This window comes from Nonomuraea sp. NPDC049625, from assembly GCF_040675285.1.
GTDB classification, from domain to species: Bacteria; Actinomycetota; Actinomycetes; order Streptosporangiales; family Streptosporangiaceae; genus Nonomuraea; species Nonomuraea angiospora_A.
In genome coordinates, this window is record NZ_JBFAOQ010000002.1 from 1,155,745 (window position 1) to 1,174,217 (window position 18,473).

An 18,473-nucleotide genomic window follows, 5' to 3' on the forward strand; every position below is an offset into this window, starting at 1 on the left:
GCCCTCACCGGCTGAGCCACCGCCGGGAGACGCGGATCCGCAGCCGGCCGTAGGGGAGCGTCCCGGTGACCAGGACGTGCGGAGCGCCGGGACGCGGACGGCCCGGCGCCTCGCAGGTCACGCGGCCCCAGTCGGTGCGCACCCCGTCGGTGTTCGCGGTCGCGCCGCGCGGCAGGACGATCGTGGCGGATCCGTAGTCGAGCCGGAGGCCGATCTCGATCTCGGCATGCGCGATGACGGCCCGGGACAGATCCAGCCGTACCTGGCCGTACTCGGACTCGATCCGCAACCGGCGCGGGACCTGCCAGTCGCCCGCCCGCCTGATGCGGCCGCCGGTGGAGCTCAGCTCCACCGTCTCGTCCGGGAGCTCCGGCAGGTCGGCGGTGACCGCCTCCAGGTCGCCGTGGGAGGCGGCGGTGAGCGCCCGTTCGAGCCGCTCCTCCATCTCGGCGGAGCCGAGCCGGCCGTCGGCGAAGGCCTGCTGAAGTCGTTGGACGACCATGTCGCGGTCGCCGTCGGAGACTCGCGTCCGGAGTTCCATGGTTGCCTTCCTGTTCGGTCGTGGCGGCTCGCCGGTCAGAGGTCGAGGTCCTCGACGACGGGGCGTTCGGCGATCCCGGCGATCCGGTCGTAGAACTCGGCGGGGATCCTGCCGCGCAGCTCCTCGATCGTGCCGACGACCTCCACGACGGCATCGCCTGGCACGAAGCCCCAGCTCGTCTCGCCCAGGCCGAGGTAGCCGAGCCAGTCGTCGGACTCCGAGCCGCTCACCCAGCCGGGCGAGCGATCGACGTGCAGGACGAACGTGCCCTTGCCCGAGCGGTACACCCGGAACGTCTCCACCCGCCCGCTGCGGCCGGTGCGGCCCCACTCGCCGAGCAGCACCCCGGAGAAGCGCCGCTCGTCCCCGGCGACCTGGATGACGATCTCGTCGTATCCCTGCCGGCGGCCCTCCTCCGCCTCGACGTAGCGCCGCAGCGCCTCGCTGATCGCCGCCGCCGGCGTGCCGCCCGCCAGGCCCTGCGCCCGCTCCAGCAGCGGAAGGTCCTCGTCCGGGATCTCGATCGTCGTGCCGCGCACCATGGCCGCCCTCCTCGTGTATACGTATAAGCCTACGTATAAGAGAGGGCGATGGCAACAGGGTCAGAACAGGCCCGGCTGCTCGCTCGGCCGGTGCGGCGGCCGTTTGGGCGCGAGGCCGCCGATGGCGTCGAGGTCGTACAGGGACCGCCAGCGCGTGCGGCCCCCCTCGGCCAGCAGGCGCCGCAGCAGCCGCGCCGTCACCTCGGCGTCCGGCAGGGCCCGGTGGCGACCGGCCGGGCGGGGGATGCCCAGGTGCGCGAGCAGGGTGTCCAGGCTGTGGGAGGGCAGCCGCGGATACAGGTGGCGGGCCAGCCGTACGGTGTCGAGCAGCGGGACGGCGGCCAGCCGCGGGCACCACGACCGCAGCCCGGCGATCAGGGCCGCCTCGGTCGCGGCGTGATGGGCGACGAGCCGGTACGGCGGCGCCGTCAGGCGGTCGTCGAGAGCGGCCATGACCTGCTCGGCCGGTGGGGCGGTGGCGAGCATGGCCTCGGTGATGCCGGTCTGCCGCACGTCCCACGGGGTGACGGCCACGCCCGCCGGCGGGGCCATCAGCGACTCGAACCGCCACACCTCGGCCAGGTCGCCGCCGCTCGCCTTGACGGCGCACACCCCCACCTCGACCGGCACCAGGGGACGCCCCTGCGGCGTCAGCCCTTCGAAGTCGATGACGACCAGAGTGTGGCGGGTGAAAACGGCGTCGTCGTACAAGGCGATCCGTGCTGCGGGCGCGTCCACGCGGTGACGGTACCCCGTCGCCCGTCCGCACACCCGCGATGTGGAAGGTCGACTACCGCGCCTAGGAGGTCGCGCCGGCGCGAGTGACGAGGGTGACGAAGGTGAGGCGGGCCGAGCCCACCCGGCCGGTGACCTCCCAGCAGCCTTCGACGGGGAAGTACACGCCCGTGGCCTGGAAACCCGTGGCGCCGTAGCCGTCGGGCACGTCGCTGCGCAGCGGCGCGGCCGGTCCGTCCAGCCGCCGCCCGCTGATCGCCAGCTTGCCCGCAACCCCCCGCCACCAGCCGTACTTCATGGAGATCGAGCCGTCCGGCCGGACGAAATCGGCGCCGGCCTCGATGACGCCGTCCGGCTCCAGCCCGCCCACCCACAGGCTCCCGGCGCCGTGGGAGCTCTCCCTGCCGAAGAACGGCCCGGGCGTGCCGTTCGAGGAGGTCGGGGCGGGGCTGGGCAGCGTCACCGGGCAGTCGCCGGGGCCCGCTCCGGAGGAGCAGGCCGGGCAGGACAGGACGGCGGCGAGGGTGAGGACGACCGGCAATCTCATGCCCGGCATACACCGGAAAAGGGCCGGACGGTTCCCGGGCCGCGGGCTCAGAAGGTGAGGAGGGAATGGCAGTGGTGGGCCACGAACGAGGCGAAGCCGGGCACCAGCGCCACCGCCGCCGGCCCGCTCAGCAGCAGGGCCACGCTCGCCACCCCGGCCAGGCGCTCCACGCGCCTGAGCGGGGAGGCGGGGTTGAGCATGCGGCGTACGCGCAGGAGCGCGGTGTCGCCGCCGGCGCCGAGCGCGAACGCGGGTGCCCGCCCGGTGGCCAGGCCGACGAGCGCGGCGGCGATCTGCACCCGGGGATGGCGCCGCGCCGCGACATCGTCCGCCAGCAGCTCGATCAGCCGGACGATCTCCGCCTCGGCCGCCCCGAACACGGGCACCTTCGGAAACGCCCTGGCCAGAGTGTGCGCCGCGGCGAGCGCCAGGTGATGCCTGCCGCGCAGGTGGGCGCGCTCGTGCGCCAGGACGGCGGCGACCTGCTCGGGGGTGAGGCTGCGCAGGGCCCCGGTGGTGATGACGGTCTGGGCGCGCCTGCCGGGCAGGCAGTAGGCCAGCCGCTCGTCGTGGTCGAGCACGATCGCGTCGAGGTCGCGGTCGCGCCGGCCGAGCAGGCCGAGCATGGCCGCGTGCGCACGTCGTTCCATGCTCGTCCTGACCAGGACGGCCGCGCCGCACGAGAGCAGCCGCGCCAGCACCGCGCCCGCGGCCAGGAGCGCGCCGGCGCCGGCCACGGTCAGGCCGTCGCCGTCCGACAACATCGCCGCGCAGATCTCGAACAGCCCGGCCAGCCCGTGCCCCACGACGTCGGCGGGCACGGCGAAGGCGAACGCGGCCAGGACGGCGGAGGCGACCACGGACGCGCCGGCCGCCTGCCACATCGCGATCGCCAGCCGGGGCGCCCGGTCGGCCCAGCGCGCGGTCCGCATCAGCCGCGGCAGCCAGATCGCGGCGACCACCGTGTAGAGCGCCAGGACGGCGGCTGCGATCACGCCTGCCCGCCCTTGGGCGGGAACACCTGCAGGGCCGCCTCCAGGGCGGTCGCCTCCTCGGGGGTGAGCCGTTCGAGGAAGTGCACCAGCGTGGCGGCCTGGTTGCCGCTGCCGGCCAGCGCGGCCCGCATCAGGTCGGCCGTGTAGGCCTCCTTGGAGGCGACCGGCTCGTAGATGTAGGCGCGGCGGACGGGCTCGCGCTTGAGCAGGCCCTTGGTGTGCAGCTTGTCCATCACGGTCATGACCGTCGTGTAGGCGATGGTGCGCTCCTGCCGCAGTTCTTCCAGCACGTCCCGGACGGAGGCAGGCTGCCGCCGGGCCCACATCCGCTCCATGATGGTGGATTCGAGCTCTCCTAGGCCGCGCGTCATGACGCGAATGCTATCCGCGGTCGTAGTTCCGGAACAGCGCTCATACGGAGGAGGGGTATAGTCGGCCCAGTAAGCCGTACATGAATGTACGAGTTAGAGGGGTTTTCGGATGCCATCCATACAGCTGCTGTTGTCGGTGAACGGCCGCCGGCACGAGCTGGAGCTCGACACCCGCGTCAGCCTGCTCGACTGTCTGCGCGAACACCTCGCCCTGACCGGGACGAAGAAGGGATGCGACCAGGGCGCCTGCGGCGCCTGCACGGTGCTGGTGGACGGCGAGCGGGTCAACTCCTGCCTCGTGCTCGCCGCCCAGTGCCAGGACGCGGAGATCACGACCATCGAAGGGCTCGGCGAGCCGGGACGAGCGCTGCGGGAGGCGTTCGTACGTCACGACGGCCTGCAGTGCGGCTACTGCACGCCGGGGCAGATCTGCTCGGCGGTGGCCATGCTCGCCGAGCATGACGCGGGGGTGCCGAGCGCCGTCGGGGCGGCGAGCCTGACGGACGCCGAGATCAGGGAGCGGCTGGCCGGGAACCTGTGCCGGTGCGGCGCGTACAACGGGATCCTCGCGGCCGTGAGAGAGGTCGCCCGATGAACCCGTTCTCCTACGTCACCGCCACCGACCCGGCCGCGGCCCGCGCCCTCGCCGCCGAGGGGGCGACATACCTGGCGGGCGGCACCAACCTCGTCGACCTGATGCGCGAGGGCATCGAGACGCCGGAACGGCTGGTGGACATCGGCCGGCTGCCGCTGGCCGGGATCGAGGACCTGCCCGGCGGCGGGCTGCGGATCGGCGCCCTGGCCCGCAACACGCGCGTGGCCGCCGACCACCGGGTCCGCGACCGCTACCCGCTGCTGTCCCAGGCCATCGTGAACGGCGCCTCGCCCCAGCTGCGCAACCGGGCGACGGTGGGCGGCAACCTCCTGCAGCGGACCCGCTGCGGCTACTTCTACGACCGCCACTCGGCCTGCGGCAAGCGCGAGCCGGGCGCCGGCTGCGACGCCCTCGACGGGTTCAACCGCATGCACGCCGTCCTCGGCGCGGGGGAGAGCTGCATCGCCGTGCACCCGTCGGACATGTGCGTGGCCCTGGCCGCCCTCGACGCCGTGGTCAACATCGCCGGCCGCGACCCCGTGCCGCTGGTGGACTTCCACCACCTCCCCGGGGACACCCCGCACGTGGAGACGGTGCTCCGGCCGGGCGAGCTGGTCACGTCGATCGACCTGCCACCCGTCCCTCCCGGCCACTCGGTCTACCTGAAGGTCCGCGATCGGGCCAGTTACGCCTTCGCGCTGGTGAGCGTGGCCGTGTTCACCCACCTGGAGGACGGGCGGGCGAGCCGGGTGCGCATCGCGCTGGGCGGGGTCGCGCCCAAGCCGTGGCGCGCGTACGAGGCCGAACGGCTCCTCACCGGCACCTCGCTCGACGATCACCTCATCGACCAGGCCGCCGAGCGGGCCCTGGCGGACGCGCGGCCGCGCGAGCATAACGCGTTCAAGCCCGAGCTGGCCAGGCGGCTGATCCGCCGAGCCCTGAAGGGAGCCCACTCATGACCCTCGCATCGCGCGGCTTCACCCTCGCCGGCAAGGTGATGGCCGGACTGGCCAGGCTCCTCCCGGACGGCAGGCCCGACCCCCTGGCCCACCAGCGCGCCGAACTGGGCCGCCCCGCCGACCGGCTGGACGGCCCCGCCAAGGCCGCGGGCGCCGTCCGCTACACGGCCGAGCACCGGCTCCCCGGCCTCGTCCACGCGGTGGTGGTGGGCAGCACCGTCGCCAGGGGCCGCGTCACCGCCATCCACGTGCCTCCAGCGCCCGGCGTGCTGCTCGTGATGACCCACCACAACGCGCCCGCGATGAAGCGCACCGCCGCCTACGCCACCCTCCGCGGCCCGCTGGGCGCCGCCGCGATGAGCCTGCCCGTGCTCAACACCGACGAGATCTTCTGGTACGGCCAGCCCATCGCGGTGGTCGTCGCCGAGTCTCCGGAGCAGGCCAGGTACGCGGCCTCCTTGATCCACGCCGACTACCAGCGGTGGCCCGCCGCCCTGTCGATGGCCGGGCAGCGGCCCTTCACGCCCGCGCACGCCGTACTGGAAGAGCCGGTGACCAGGATCGGCGACCCCCGCACCGCCCCGGCGGCGGTCACCGTCGAGGCCGAGTACGCCACGCCGCTCGAATACCACAACGCGATGGAGCCGCACGCCACCGTGGCCCACTGGGAGGGTGACCGGCTCACCGTCCACGACACCTCGCAATACCCCTACGGGGTCAAGGAGATGCTGGCCAGGAAGTTCTCGCTGGCCGAGGAGAACGTCCGCGTGCTCGCGCCGTTCATCGGCGGCGGCTTCGGCGGCAAGGCCGTCGCCTGGCCGCACGTCTGGCTCGCCGTGGCCGCCGCCAGGCTCTCCGGCCGGCCGGTCAAGCTCGTCCTGTCGCGCGCCGACCTGTTCGCCATGACCGGCGGCCGGGCCCCGACCCGCAGCCGCGTCTCGCTCGGCGCCGACGCCTCCGGGCGGCTCACCGCGCTGGAGCACCACGCCGTGTCGTCGTGCAGCGCCGACGAGTTCGCCGAGGCCGCGGTCATCGCCTCCCGGCATCTGTACGCCTGCCCCAACCTGCACAGCGCCCAGCAGGTGGTACGCCTGGATCGCATCCAGAACGCCTTCTTCCGCGGCCCCGGCGTCGCGCCGGGCTCCTTCGCCCTGGAGTCGGCCATGGACGAACTGGCCTGGCGGCTCGGCCTGGACCCGCTCGAACTGCGCCTGCGCAACGAGCCGGACCGCGACCCGGCCGCGGGCAACCGGTTCACCAGCCGCCACCTGCGCGAGGCGTACCTGCTCGGCGCGGACGCGTTCGGCTGGTCCCGGCGTCCGCCCGTGCCCCGTGCGACCCGCGACGGCCGCTGGCTCATCGGGTACGGCATGGCCGCCGCGATCAATCCCGACGCCGTGCTCATCGCCGGGGTCAGGCTCCGCCTGTCCGCCGACGGCACGGTCACCGTCCGCAGCAGCACCAACGAACTGGGCGCCGGCACCTCGACCGCGCAGAGCCAGGCCACCGCCGACCGGCTCGGCCTGCCCCTCGACCGGGTCCGCTTCGAACAGGGCGACTCCGACGTGGCCAGGACCCGCATCCCCGGCGCCTCGGCCGCCACCACGACGCTCGCCTCGGCCATCTGGTCGGCCCGCGACAACCTCGTCCGCGAGCTGCTGAAACTGGCGCGCGGCACCGGTTCGCCGCTGGCCGGACTGTCGCCCGGCGAGGCGGAGACCCGCGACGGCGGCCTGTTCGGTCCCCGGGGTGGAGAGACCTATGAGCGCATCCTGGCCAGGGCCGGGGTGGACGGGGTGGAGGTGGAGGGCAGGTCGGCGCTGCCGTACCAGACGATCAAGCGCGGCACCTACTCCTACGGCGCGCACTTCTGCGAGGTGCGGGTGGACGAGGACACCGGCGAGACGCGCGTCACGCGCTGGGCCGGGGCGTTCGACGGCGGCCGGATCGTCAACCCCAAGCAGGCCGCCGGCCAGATGCGCGGCGGGATCATCATGGGCATCGGCATGGCGCTGACCGAGGAGGCGCTGCTCGACGAGCGCACGGGCCTGATCGTCAACCACAGCCTGGCCGACTATCACGTGCCCACGCACGCCGACGTGCCCGACATCGACATCCGCTTCGTCGACCGGCCGGACCCGCAGACCCCGCTGGGCGCCAAGGGCATCGGCGAGCTCGGCATCGTGGGCGTGGCGGCCGCCGTCGCCAACGCCGTCCACCACGCGACCGGCAAACGCGTCCGATCCCTGCCCATCACCCCGGACAAGCTCATGTTTTGAATACGGTAGGGGGGTATGGTACGTTCGAGGAGTCGGAAGGGGGAGACATGGTCGGATACAGCGGCAGCAAGCAGGACCAGCTGCGGCGGCTGCGCCGGATCGAGGGTCAGGTGCGGGGGTTGCAGCGGATGGTCGAGGACGACAAGTACTGCATCGACGTGCTGACGCAGGTGTCGGCGGCCACCAGTGCTCTGCAGTCGGTCGCGATCTCCCTGCTGGAGGATCATCTGGCGCACTGTGTCGCCGAGGCCGCCGCCCAGGGCGGGCCGGAGGCTCAGGCGAAGGTCAAAGAGGCTTCCGACGCCATCGCGCGGCTCGTTCGTTCCTGACGGACATCACTGGAGAGGGTTGATCGATATGGCTACCGCTACCTACACCGTCACGGGCATGACCTGCGGGCACTGCGTGAGTTCGGTGAAGGAGGAGGTCGGTGAGGTGTCCGGGGTCACTTCGGTGGAGGTTGACCTGGCGAGCGGACTGCTGACCGTGGAGAGCGACAGCCCCGTGGAGGCGGCGGACATCGTGGCCGCGGTCGAGGAAGCGGGCTACGAGGTGGCGAGCCGGTCATGAACGCGGCGCCCAGGCTGGGTGCGCTCGACCCCGCCGAAGCCCCGGAGAAGTCCCGGGAGTTGCTGAACGACATCATCGGCCGCACAGGCTCGGCCGGTGAGATGATCTCCACCATGGCGCACTCGCCGGCGATGCTCCAGGGCTACCTTGACCTGTCGCGGGCCATGAAGCGCAGCAAGCTGCCCCGCGCCCTCAGCGAGAAGATCTCGCTCGCCCTGCAGGAGTGGATCGGCTGCGGGCTCTGCCTCGACGCGCACGCGGCGGGCGCCCGGGCGGCGGGGCTGAGCGAGACGGACATCGCCCTCGCCCGCCAGGGCACCTCCACCGACGCCCGGGAGGCGGCGCTCATCGCGGTGGCCACCCGCGTGCTGGCCGAGCCGTCGTCGCTGACGGACGAGGACGTGGCCGAGCTGAGGGCTCATGGCTGGAGCGAGCGGATCATCGCGGAGATCCCCGGCCTGGTCGCCCTCAACCTGCTCACCGGCTCCTTCAACCTGCTGGCCGGCCTGAAGCCGGCCGAGAAGGCTACGTGAGCGGGCAGAAGCGGGTCTCGAAGAGCGTGGCGAACGTCGTCAAGAAGTCGTTCCAGTCGCCGTTCAGGTTGGCGACCAGCGTGTGGGTGCCCTCGCGGTCGCCCATCGCGTACGTCACCGAGCCCTGGATGAAGCCGCCCCCGCCCCAGAGCGTGACCCCGCACGGGAGCTTCTGGGAGTAGACGCCGAGGCCGTACCTGGTGTTCGGGACCCAGTCCGCGCCCTCCGTCGAGACGGTGGTGAACATCTCCTTCTGCTGCGCGGGCGCGAGCAGGCGGCCGCGCAGCAGGGCCCGCAGGAACCGGTGCAGGTCGGAGGTGGTCGAGACCATCCCGCCGGCGGCCCCGGCCCAGCTCAGGTCCGCGTGGGTCACGTCGTGGACCTCCGTGGGCCGGCCGGCCTCGTCGAACTTCGAGTAGTGGCGGGCGTGCGGGTCGCGGATCGTGTTGTCGGCGCCGGGCAGGTACGTGCCCGTCAGGTGCAGCGGGCGGGCGATGCGGCGGTCGATCTCGTCGGCGATGGTCGAACCCGTCGCCCGCTCGACGATCAGCCCCGCGAGGTTGTAGTTGACCTTGGAGTAGATGAAGCGCTTGCCGGGCTCCTCGGGGCGCGGGGTCTCCTGGCCGGGGACGGCGTCGGGGAGCCCGCTGGTGTGGTTGAGCAACTGCCTGATCCTGATCTTGGTGCCGTCCCCGCCGAGGTGTTCCTCCACCACGCCGGGCAGCCATTTCGCCACTGTGTCGTCCAGGCTCAGCTTGCCGTCGGCCGCCACCTGCAGGACCACCGTGCCCACGAACGCCTTGGTGAAGCTGCCGATGCGGAAGTGCTCGCCCGGCCGGCGGTGGCGTCCGGTCTCCAGGTCGGCCACCCCCGCCGTCCCGAACCACGGTGCCGCGTCGCCGTCCCTGAGCTCGGCGACGATGCCGGGGCCGCCGCCGTCGGCCACGGCCCGGTCGAGCGCGCGCTGGAGCTTGGCGTGGCCCCGGTCGGCCGCGGCGGCGGGGATCGTCATCGTGGTGGCCGTCGCGGTCAGAGCGGCGACGAGCAGGCCGGTACGGAGCATGGACATGGAGCCTCCATGGAGGTCGGAAAGGGCGTGGTCATCCACCGGGCAGAGGCGCCGGCGGCGACAAGCAACGCTAGTTGACTAATCCGGCCTTAGTCAACATGAGTTGCTTGAAAGCCCTCTCCGATCCCCGGGCTCACGAAGGGCCGCTGACGTAGCGGAGGGTCAGCTCGTCGAGGTTGAGCCAGTTCGCGCTGCCCTTGGACGCGTTGAAGATGACGGAGACGGTGTTGGCCCCCTCCTGGAGCGCGACGTTCGGCACGGTCACCGTGTTCCACGTGCTCCACGAGCCCGTGGAGGGGAAGCGGAGGGCGTCCACGGCTCCGGCGCCGTTGACGAAGACGTGGCGGACGGCGTCGCCCGCGGCGGCCGCGTAGCGGAAGGTGAGCTCGTACGTGCCGGCCCGGCTGACGTCGGGCCGCAGGTCCACCCACTGGCCGTCGGCGTTCCAGCCGGCCACGTAACCGGTGCCGGTGAAGCCCGGGTTGGTGGACTCGGTGCCGACCCCGTGCAGGGTGCCCGACTCGGCCTGGAGCTGGGCGGAGACGTCGAGGCGGTCGAGGTTGAGGTAGTTGCCCGAACCCAGCTCGACCCGGATGGCGTTGTGACCCCGGGCCAGCGTGACGCCGTTGAGCACGGCGGTGTTCCAGGTGCCCCAGCCGCCGGTGGACGGGAACGACTGGTCGGACTGGGCGCCGTTGACGATGATCCGGCGGGAGGCGTCCCCGGCGCCGGCGGCGTACCGGAAGCGCAGCTCGTGCGCCCCGGCGGACGGCACGTTGACGTGGAAGGTCAGGGTCTGGCCGGAGGCGTTCCAGCCGGCGAGGTAGCCCCGGCCGCTGAAGCCGGGCTGGGTGCTCTCCGCGCCGATGCCCGACGACAGCGCGTTCTCGGCCTCGTACCGGCCGTTCTCCGGCTGGAGCCCGGTGTTGCCGTCGTGCTGGACGAGCTGCAGCGCGCTGACGGCGGCGGCCGCGGTGAGGCTCTGGAGGTACGTGGCGGGGGCGGGCGCGGACCAGTCGGGGCCGGCGAGGCCGTCGCCGGTGCGGCGGTGGCGCCAGGCCTGGGTGGCGTTGCGCTGGAGGAAGGGCAGGTACTGGGTCTGGCCGTGCTCGGTGACGAGGGTGTTGAGCGAGCGGAACAGCAGCGATTTGAAGCCCCCGGCGTCGTCGGAGCCCTCGTGCATCATGGTGCCGCCGTTGGTGAGGTAGGTCGTGGCCCAGTCCGCCGCCGCGCGGGCGTCGGTCAGGTAGGAGGCGGTGCCGGTCGCGGCGTGGAGCGCGGCGGCGGCACTGATGTAGGTGCCGAAGTTGTAGCTGAAGTCCCATTTCACGAGGGTGCCCGAGCCCTCGATGTGGTCGTAGACGTGCCCGGACTGCTGAAGATCGGCCTTGATCCAGGCGAACAGGCTCTGCGCCCGCGTCAGGTAGGCGGCGTCGCCGGTCGCGGCGTACAGCTTGGCGGCGGTGATCACGGCCGGGGCGTTGGTGGCCACGTTCTTCTGGGTGTGCACGCTCCTGCGCCACCAGATGCCGCCGCCGAACGTGGTGTCCTGCTCGGCCCAGATCTGGTCGAACAGGGCACGCGACCGGTTCAGGTACGTCGCGTCACGCGTGATCTCGTACGCCCGCGCGCACGCCAGGGCCCACCAGCCCAGGTCGTCGTTGAAGTCGTTGGCGAAAGTGGGGTAGTAGGCGACGAAACCGGCGTACACGTCGTCGATCAGCTGCCGGTAGGCGGCGCCGCCGGTGCGCTGGTAGGCGTCCATCACCAGCTCCCACAGCTGGGCCTCCCACCAGAAGTCGGTGTACAGGCCGCCTTCCGGGCCGTGGGCGTGCTCGGCATGGATCTGGTGGTCGCTGTTGGTGTAGAAGTACTTCTTCGCCGGATCCCAGAAGGCGGAGACGAAGGCCGACATCGCCGCGTCGGCGTCGGCGGGCACGGTGGCGTGCGCGGGAGCGGGGGCGAGGGTGAGGGCCGCTGTCAGCACGAGGCCGGCGGCCGCCGCGCGCGCTCTCATTGGTTGTTCTCCGTCAGCACCCGGTCACCCTGCTCCTGGGCCTTGGCCAGGGCCTGCTGGGCGGTGGTCTTGCCCTCCATGAGGAGCTGGAGGTTGGGGATGAGGGACTCCTCCTCCATCGGCGCGTAGCCCGCGCAGGCGGGGCGGATCTTGGCGTACTGCAGCGTGTCCAGGATCGGCTTCCAGAACGGGTCGCCGGAGAAGAAGGGATCCTGCGCCGCCTGCACGTTGCCGGGGATGTTCAGGCTCGTCCTGGCCCACAGCAGCGCGTTGTCCTTCTCGGCCGTCCACCACTTGACGAACTCCCAGGCCGCGTCCTTGTGCTTGGCCGCCTGCGGGATCACCAGGCCGAAGCCGCCCATGAGGCTGGCGCTGCCGCCCTGCGGCCCGGCCGGCGGCGGCACGATGCCGAAGTCGAGGTCCTTGCCGTACTTCTGGTACGTGGTGATGTTCCAGGGACCCGTCAGGATCATGGAGACCTTGCCGGTCGCGAACGCGTCGGTGCCCTCGCCGAGCCCCTTCTCGAAGCCGCTCTGGTAGACGCCCGCCTTGATCAGGCGGCTCCACAGGTCGAGGACCTGCAGGCCCTGCGGGCCGTTGAAGGTCGTGCGCGAGCAGTCGTCGCTGACCATCTGGCCGCCGGCCTGGCGCAGGTACATGCTGAACAGGCCGGTGTCGTCCATCGACAGGCCGGCGCGCACGAGCTTGCCGCCCTCGCGCCTGGTCAGCTTGACCGCCGCCTGCTCCAGCTCGGCCCAGGTGCGCGGCGGCTCGACCCCGGCCTCCTTCAGGTGGGCCTTGTTGTAGAACAGGGCCCGCGCGTCGACCGTGAGCGGCAGCCCGTACAGCTTGCCGCCGTGGGTGAGCTCGCGCAGCGCCTCGCCGTAGAAACGCTCCCGCTCGATGCCGTCCTTCTTCAGCAGGTCGTCGATCGGGGTGAGGACGCCCTTCGGCGCGTAGCTCGCCGTCCGCCAGCGGTCCCAGAACATGACGTCGGGGGCCTGGCCGGAGGTCGAGGCGGTGAGGAACTTGGTGAGCATGTCCTCCTGGACGACGTACTCGACCTGGATCTTGGGGTGCGTCTTGTTGAAGGCGGCGGTCATGGTCTTGAACTGCTGTTCGCCCTCGCCCGACCAGTCGCCCCAGAACTTCAGCCGCACCACCCCTCCCGCGGAGGAGGAGGGGGCGTCGGACGAGGCGCAGCCGGTCGTGATCGTCAAGAGTACGGCGAGGGCGGTGGCGGCCAGCCGCTTGACCAGGGTCGAGTGCATCGGCGGCGCGCTCCTTTCTGGGAGGGGGTGTCACTGGAGGCCGGAGCCGGTGAAGGCCAGGCCGCGAGTCAGGTAGCGCTGCCCGAAGGCGAACAGCAGCAGAGTGGGCAGCATGGCGACGATCGATCCGGCCATGAGCGGCCCGTAGTCGGTCTGCCGGTTGAAGGAGAAGGCGGCCAGGCTCATCTGGATCGTGCTCATGTCCGGGTCGTTGAGCACGATCAGCGGCCACAGGAAGCCGTTCCACCCCGCCACGAAGGTGAAGACCGCCAGGGTGGCCAGGGCGGGACGGCACAGCGGCAGATAGATCCGCCAGAAGATGCGGAACTCGGGGCAGCCGTCGACGCGGGCGGCCTCGCCCAGCTCCCTGGGCAGCGCGAGGAAGAACTGCCGCATCATGAACACCGCGAAGGCCCCGACGGCCCCCGGCAGGATGACCGCCCAGTACGTGTTGAGCAGGCCGAAGCCGCCCTGGCCGGCGAGATCGTTGCCCCCGGCCAGCGGGAAGTTCTTGACGATGAGGAACGACGGCACCAGGGTCACCACGGACGGCACCATCATCGACGCGAGCAGCAGCCGGAACAGCACCCGGCTGCCGCGGAACGGCAGCCGCGCGAACGCGTAGCCGGCCAGCGACCCGAGCAGCAGGTTGGTGGCGACGCCGGCCACGGCGAGCAGCAGCGAGTTGGCGAAGTGCCGGGCGAAGGGGACGGTGGTGAACGCCGCCCCGTAGTGCTCGAAGGTGATCGTGCCGGGCAGCCACGTGATGGGCAGGGAGATGATCTCGTCGTCCGGCTTGAGCGACGTGCTCAGCGACCACAGGAACGGCAGCAGCATGAACAGCCCGACGACGGTGAGCACGGCGTAGAACAGGGTGATTCTGATCGTCCGGATCATGTCTCGTCGCTCCGGTTGAGCCGCATGTTGAGCACGGTGACCGCCACGATGACGAGGAAGAGCGTGAACGCCTGAGCCGAGGCGTAGCCCATGTGCAGCCGGTTGAAGCCGGTCTCGTAGATCTGGTAGACGGGCGTCAGGGTCGAGTTGCCCGGACCGCCCTTGGTCATCACGTACGCCTGGTCGAAGAGCTGGAACGCGCCGATCAGCGACAGCGTCGTGACGAACATCGTCGTGGTGCGCAGCTGCGGCCACGTGATGTGGGCGAACGCCGCCCAGCGGCCCGCCCCGTCCAGGGCGGCGGCCTCGTACAGGTGGCCGGGGATGTTCTGCAGCCCGGCGAGGTAGATCAGCATGTTGGAGCCGACCCCCTGCCACAGGGTGACCAGCACGATGGAGAGCATGGCGGTGCTGCTGTCGCCCACCCACGCCGGGCCGGGGATGCCCAGGAAGCCGAGGATCTCGTTGACCGGCCCGTAGTGGCTGTTGAGCATCCAGGTCCACACGGTCGCGGCGGCCACGGGGGAGGTGACCACGGGGATGTAGAAGACGGTGCGGAAGACGCCCATCGCCGGGAGCCTGCTGTTGAGCGCCACCGCGAGCAGCAGCGAGACGGCGATCATCGCGGGCACGAACATCGCGCAGTACAGCAGGATGTTCTTCAGCGTGAGGGCGAAGGTGGCGTCCTTCAGCAGCCTGGCGTAGTTCGCGAGGCCGGCCCACGTCGGCGGGGTCAGCACGTCGTACGAGGTGAAGCTGAGGCCGAGGGTGCCGATGACGGGCAGCACGGTGAAGACGAGGAACAGCACCATCGGCGGCGCGGCGAACAGCGCCCCGGCCCGCGCCTGGTGCCGGCTCAGCAGGGAGTCCCCGGGCCGGGCGCGGCCCGGGGATGCGCGGCCGGCCGCGGACCGGCCGGCGAGCGTCTGGGTCATGTCTGTGCCACCTCCATGGCGAACTGCGCGAACAGGCTGTTGGCCCAGCCGAACCAGGGGCGGGTGAAGACGCCGGGGTCGTCGGGGTCGAAGCTCTCGTGGACGTATCCGGTGCCGGCCGTCGTGGCCGCGAGCACGGCCAGCAGCTCGTCCCGTTCCGACGCGTCGGTGGACGTCAGGCCCTGCATGATCAGCGATAACGGCCAGACATGTCCGGACTTGGTATGCGGGCTGCCCACGCCCCGCGCGTACCTGCCCTCGGCGTAGTGCGGGTTGCCGGGGCCGAGCACGAAGGCGCGCGTGTTGCGGTACGTCGGGTCGGACGCCGGCCGGTATCCCAGGTAGGGGATGGAGAGCAGGCTGGGGATGTTGGCGTCGTCCATCAGCAGGTGGTTGCCGAGGCCGTCGCTCTCGTAGGCGTAGATCTCGCCGTGGACGGGGTGGCGGACGACGGCGTGCCGCCGGATGCCTTCGTCGATCTCCCCACGCAGCCGTACGGCGTCGTCGGCCAGGCCGGCGTCCGCGTAGATCTCCCGCGCGAACTTCGCCAGCTGGCCCAGCACGACGACGGCGAACATGTTGGCCGGGACGAGGAAGCCGTACGTGCACGCGTCGTCGCTTGGCCGGAATGCGGAGCGGACCATGCCCGTGTATCCGCAGGCCGGGCCGCTCCCCTCGTTGACCAGCGTGTCGGTGGGCAGCCCCGGATCCGGCCGGACGAAGCGGTACGGCGAGCGCTCTGGCCGCTGCTCGGCGCGCATCGTGCCGACGACGGTGACCAGCATGCGGTACACGGACTCGTCGAACACCGAGACGTCGCCGGTCGCCTCCCAGTAGAGGTGCAGCAGCCGGATCGGATGGCACAGGGAGTCCAGCTCCCACTTGCGCTCCCAGACCCACGGCCCCGCGCGCGGCACGTCGTCGTGGTGGCCCTGGCCGTCGGGGCTCTCGTTGAACGCGTTGGCGTACGGGTCGATCGCGACGTACCTGGCCTGCCGGTGGATCACCCCGCGCACCATGCGGCGGACCTCGTCGTCGGAGGCCGCGTGCCGCACGTACGGCTCGACCTGGGCCGCGGAGTCGCGCAGCCACATCGCCGGGATGTCGCCGGTGAGCACGAACGTCGTCCCGTCCGGCAGCGGCTTGACCGTGCTCTCCAGCGTGTTGAGCAGGCACTGCCGGAACATCGCGGCGGCCTCGGGGTGACGCCGGGCGAGCCTGGGCTCGACCTTGTCGGCGAGATCATGTACGGCTTTCACACGGTTCCCTTCGACATCGCTTGAGGGAAACGTAAGAATCAAGTTGTCATAAGTCAATATGTCTGAAACATCGAGATATAAGATGATATATATCTGGATGGGTTGACATACCAACTGAATGGCGAGGGGAAGAGTGGCTGAGAGAGGCCCGCTGCTGTACGAGCGGATCGTCGACTACCTGCTGGACGAGGTCAGGCGAGGCGCCCTGGCCCCGGGCGACCGCGTGCCCTCGGAGATGGAGCTCGCCGAGCGGTTCAAGGTCAGCCGCATCACCTCCAAGAAGGCGCTCGAACTCCTCCGGGAGGCCGGCGTCGTCCATCGGATCCGCGGCAAGGGCTCGTTCGTGGCCACGGACCTTCCCGACCTCGACCGGCTGACCCCCGCCGCGCGCCCCGCCGAGGGGGAGCGCGTCCCCGGGGCCATCGTGATGATCTATCCGGACGCGTCGGAGGCGTACGGGCTGGAACTGCTGTGCGCGGTGGAGGAGCGCTGCGCCGAGCGGGGCATCCCCCTGGTGATCAAGCGCACCCGCGGCAGCCAGGAAGAGGAGGAGAAGGCGATCGAGTCGATGGTGGACTCGGGGCTGGCCGACGGCCTGATCGTGTTCCCCGTCCACGGCGAGTACTACAACGCCGGCCTGCTGCGGACCATCCTCGACGGCCACCCGCTGGTCCTCGTCGACCGCTACCTGGCCGGGATCCAGGTGTGCGCCGTGCACACGGACAACGCGGCCGCCGCCCGCGCGCTGACCGAGCGCCTGCTCGACCAGGGGCACCGGCACGTCGCCTTCGCCTCGCCCCCGCCGGAGAACACCTCCAGCATCGAGGAGCGGCTGGAGGGCTTCCGCGCCGCCTGCGCCGCCCGCGGCGTGCCGCTCGACCATCAGCATCATCTGACCGAGCTGTCCAGCACCCTGCCCGGCGCCTTCACCCCGGAGAACGTGCGGGCCGACATCGACCGGATCCGCGCCTTCCAGGCCCGCGAACCCCAGGTCACCGCGTTCGTGGTCTGCGAGTACAACCTGGCGCGGGTGCTGGACCGGGCGATCGACGGCCCGGTCATCGCGTGCTTCGACTCGCCGCTCGACCCCGTCGCGGGCCCTGCCTTCCTCCACGTACGGCAGGACCAGCGCGAGATGGGCAGGCGCGCGGTGGACCTGCTGCTCGCCCAGACGCGCGGCGAGCCCGTCCCCGCCCGATCCATCGTGCCCTTCACCATCGTCGAGCCCGTTTGATGAACGGAGAATCCTTGACCGACGTGTGGAACCACCGCGCCGACCTGGCCCAGCGCAGCATCGACCACTATTTCGCCGCCCCCGGGGAGCAGCTTTTCAACAACTGGCATCCGCTGGAGCCCGGTGACAACGACGTCTTCAACTACTGGTGGCTCGCCCACGCCATCGACGTCCGGATCGACGCGTACCTGCGGACCTCGGACCCGGCACGTCTGGAGCAGGCCAGGCACATCCACGACGGGATCCTGCGGCGCAACGGGGGAGAGCTGTTCAACGACTACTTCGACGACATGCTCTGGCTCGCCCTGGCGACCCTGCGCCTGGCCGAGGCGACCGGGGAGAGCGAGCTGTACGGCGAGGCCGTCGAGCTCTGGCAGCATGTCCTCGACCAGGGCTGGAACGACCACGAGGGCGGCGGCATCGCGTGGCGCGTCTCCCAGCCGTACTACAAGAACACCCCGGCCAACGCCCCGTTCGTCATCCTCTCGGCGCGGCTGCACCGGCACACGGGCGAGCGGCGCTACCTGGAGCAGGCGCGGCTCGTCATGGACTGGCTGGAGCGCACGCTCGTACGGCCGGACGGGTTCGTGCACGACGGCGTCAACCGCCAGGAGGACCACGCGGTCGACGAGGACTGGCGCTTCACGTACAACCAGGGTCTGTACGTCGGCGCGTGCGTCGAGCTCGCCCGCGCCCTTGGCCTCGGCCTCGGCCTCGGTAAGGAGCCTGACCTCTACCTCTCCCGCGCTGCCCGGACCGCGCGGACGGCCATCGCCGAGCTGGGCGTGGACGGCGTGTTCGCCGCCGAGGGGGAGGGCGGCGACGAGGGACTGTTCAAGGGCATCTATTACCGCTACGCCCGCGAGCTCGTCGAGGTCGCCGAGGTGCCCGAGGTCAGGGCCTTCGTGCTGGGCAGCACCGAACACCTGTGGCGGTCGTGCGGCCGTGACGGCCTCGTCCTCGCGAGCGAGCAGTGGGACCGCCCGCCCCGGACGAAGGTCCCCCTGTCGGCCCAGCTCAGCGCGGCCATGGCCACGGAGGTGTGCGCCGCGCTGACGTCGCCGCGCGTCCATCCTGACCGCACCGCCTAGCATTGACCCGGTTTCGCGTCCGAGCCGGCTCGC

20 protein-coding genes are annotated in these 18,473 nt (G+C 71.4%); 8 read left to right on the plus strand and 12 right to left on the minus strand.

Features of this window, described 5'->3' with window-relative positions:
- Window positions 1-4: 4 nt before the first annotated feature.
- From AB0J87_RS12725 to AB0J87_RS12750, 6 genes are all read right to left on the minus strand, one after another.
- Window positions 5-541 carry a DUF1707 domain-containing protein gene (locus AB0J87_RS12725; protein WP_363964763.1) on the minus strand — a complete coding sequence of 179 codons (537 nt, stop codon included), beginning with the start codon at window positions 539-541 and terminating at the stop codon, window positions 5-7.
- A gap of 35 nt (window positions 542-576) precedes the next feature.
- Complete coding sequence (locus tag AB0J87_RS12730) at window positions 577-1,083, minus strand: EXLDI protein (protein WP_363964765.1); 507 nt, start codon at window positions 1,081-1,083, stop codon at window positions 577-579.
- 60 nt (window positions 1,084-1,143) lie between these two features.
- Entirely contained in the window at window positions 1,144-1,821 is a 678-nt protein-coding gene (locus AB0J87_RS12735) for a 3'-5' exonuclease (RefSeq protein ID WP_363964767.1), read from the minus strand.
- A 61-nt stretch (window positions 1,822-1,882) separates the two neighbouring features.
- Window positions 1,883-2,365, minus strand: a complete 483-nt coding sequence (locus AB0J87_RS12740; protein WP_363964769.1) for a hypothetical protein — start codon at window positions 2,363-2,365, stop codon at window positions 1,883-1,885.
- Window positions 2,366-2,412: 47 nt separating this feature from the next.
- Entirely contained in the window at window positions 2,413-3,360 is a 948-nt protein-coding gene (locus AB0J87_RS12745) for a M56 family metallopeptidase (RefSeq protein ID WP_355195306.1), read from the minus strand.
- Window positions 3,357-3,731, minus strand: coding sequence for a BlaI/MecI/CopY family transcriptional regulator (locus AB0J87_RS12750; protein WP_350735128.1), 375 nt, complete (start codon window positions 3,729-3,731; stop codon window positions 3,357-3,359). The genes AB0J87_RS12745 and AB0J87_RS12750 overlap by 4 nt, the downstream gene beginning before the upstream one ends.
- A gap of 109 nt (window positions 3,732-3,840) precedes the next feature.
- On the opposite strand from AB0J87_RS12750, the gene AB0J87_RS12755 reads away from it, so the two are divergent.
- From AB0J87_RS12755 to AB0J87_RS12780, 6 genes are read left to right on the plus strand one after another with little or no spacing between them, the layout of a single operon-like run.
- Window positions 3,841-4,326: a 2Fe-2S iron-sulfur cluster-binding protein gene (locus tag AB0J87_RS12755; RefSeq protein ID WP_363964771.1), complete on the plus strand. Its 486-nt coding sequence runs from the start codon at window positions 3,841-3,843 to the stop codon at window positions 4,324-4,326.
- Window positions 4,323-5,285, plus strand: coding sequence for a xanthine dehydrogenase family protein subunit M (locus AB0J87_RS12760; RefSeq protein ID WP_363964773.1), 963 nt, complete (start codon window positions 4,323-4,325; stop codon window positions 5,283-5,285). The genes AB0J87_RS12755 and AB0J87_RS12760 overlap by 4 nt, the downstream gene beginning before the upstream one ends.
- The gene (locus AB0J87_RS12765; protein ID WP_363964775.1) at window positions 5,282-7,564 is read left to right on the plus strand and encodes a xanthine dehydrogenase family protein molybdopterin-binding subunit; all 2,283 of its coding nucleotides are present in this window, start codon (window positions 5,282-5,284) and stop codon (window positions 7,562-7,564) included. Before AB0J87_RS12760 ends, AB0J87_RS12765 begins: the two co-directional genes overlap by 4 nt.
- Before the next feature lie 47 nt (window positions 7,565-7,611).
- A complete protein-coding gene (locus AB0J87_RS12770; RefSeq protein ID WP_355195314.1) occupies window positions 7,612-7,893 on the plus strand; it encodes a metal-sensitive transcriptional regulator in 282 nt (93 codons plus the stop codon).
- 28 nt (window positions 7,894-7,921) lie between these two features.
- Window positions 7,922-8,134, plus strand: coding sequence for a copper ion binding protein (locus tag AB0J87_RS12775; RefSeq protein WP_355195316.1), 213 nt, complete (start codon window positions 7,922-7,924; stop codon window positions 8,132-8,134).
- The gene (locus AB0J87_RS12780; RefSeq protein ID WP_355195318.1) at window positions 8,131-8,667 is read left to right on the plus strand and encodes a carboxymuconolactone decarboxylase family protein; all 537 of its coding nucleotides are present in this window, start codon (window positions 8,131-8,133) and stop codon (window positions 8,665-8,667) included. The genes AB0J87_RS12775 and AB0J87_RS12780 overlap by 4 nt, the downstream gene beginning before the upstream one ends.
- Here the strand turns inward: AB0J87_RS12780 and AB0J87_RS12785 are convergent.
- The 6 genes from AB0J87_RS12785 to AB0J87_RS12810 all read right to left on the minus strand — a co-directional run bounded on the left by AB0J87_RS12785 (window position 8,660) and on the right by AB0J87_RS12810 (window position 16,115).
- Window positions 8,660-9,736, minus strand: a complete 1,077-nt coding sequence (locus AB0J87_RS12785; RefSeq protein ID WP_363964776.1) for a serine hydrolase domain-containing protein — start codon at window positions 9,734-9,736, stop codon at window positions 8,660-8,662. The two genes, AB0J87_RS12780 and AB0J87_RS12785, sit on opposite strands and share 8 nt — an antisense overlap.
- A gap of 133 nt (window positions 9,737-9,869) precedes the next feature.
- Window positions 9,870-11,753, minus strand: a complete 1,884-nt coding sequence (locus AB0J87_RS12790) for a glycoside hydrolase family 76 protein (RefSeq protein WP_363964778.1) — start codon at window positions 11,751-11,753, stop codon at window positions 9,870-9,872.
- The gene (locus AB0J87_RS12795) at window positions 11,750-13,024 is read right to left on the minus strand and encodes an ABC transporter substrate-binding protein (protein ID WP_363964780.1); all 1,275 of its coding nucleotides are present in this window, start codon (window positions 13,022-13,024) and stop codon (window positions 11,750-11,752) included. The genes AB0J87_RS12790 and AB0J87_RS12795 overlap by 4 nt, the downstream gene beginning before the upstream one ends.
- 30 nt (window positions 13,025-13,054) lie before the next feature.
- Window positions 13,055-13,921 carry a carbohydrate ABC transporter permease gene (locus tag AB0J87_RS12800; protein ID WP_363964781.1) on the minus strand — a complete coding sequence of 289 codons (867 nt, stop codon included), beginning with the start codon at window positions 13,919-13,921 and terminating at the stop codon, window positions 13,055-13,057.
- Entirely contained in the window at window positions 13,918-14,856 is a 939-nt protein-coding gene (locus AB0J87_RS12805; protein WP_363964782.1) for a sugar ABC transporter permease, read from the minus strand. Before AB0J87_RS12805 ends, AB0J87_RS12800 begins: the two co-directional genes overlap by 4 nt.
- Entirely contained in the window at window positions 14,853-16,115 is a 1,263-nt protein-coding gene (locus AB0J87_RS12810) for a glycoside hydrolase family 125 protein (protein WP_363964784.1), read from the minus strand. Before AB0J87_RS12810 ends, AB0J87_RS12805 begins: the two co-directional genes overlap by 4 nt.
- Window positions 16,116-16,248: 133 nt before the next feature.
- On the opposite strand from AB0J87_RS12810, the gene AB0J87_RS12815 reads away from it, so the two are divergent.
- Entirely contained in the window at window positions 16,249-17,349 is a 1,101-nt protein-coding gene (locus AB0J87_RS12815; RefSeq protein WP_363964786.1) for a substrate-binding domain-containing protein, read from the plus strand.
- 23 nt (window positions 17,350-17,372) lie between these two features.
- Complete coding sequence (locus tag AB0J87_RS12820; protein WP_363965064.1) at window positions 17,373-18,440, plus strand: glycoside hydrolase family 76 protein; 1,068 nt, start codon at window positions 17,373-17,375, stop codon at window positions 18,438-18,440.
- Window positions 18,441-18,473 lie beyond the last annotated feature (33 nt).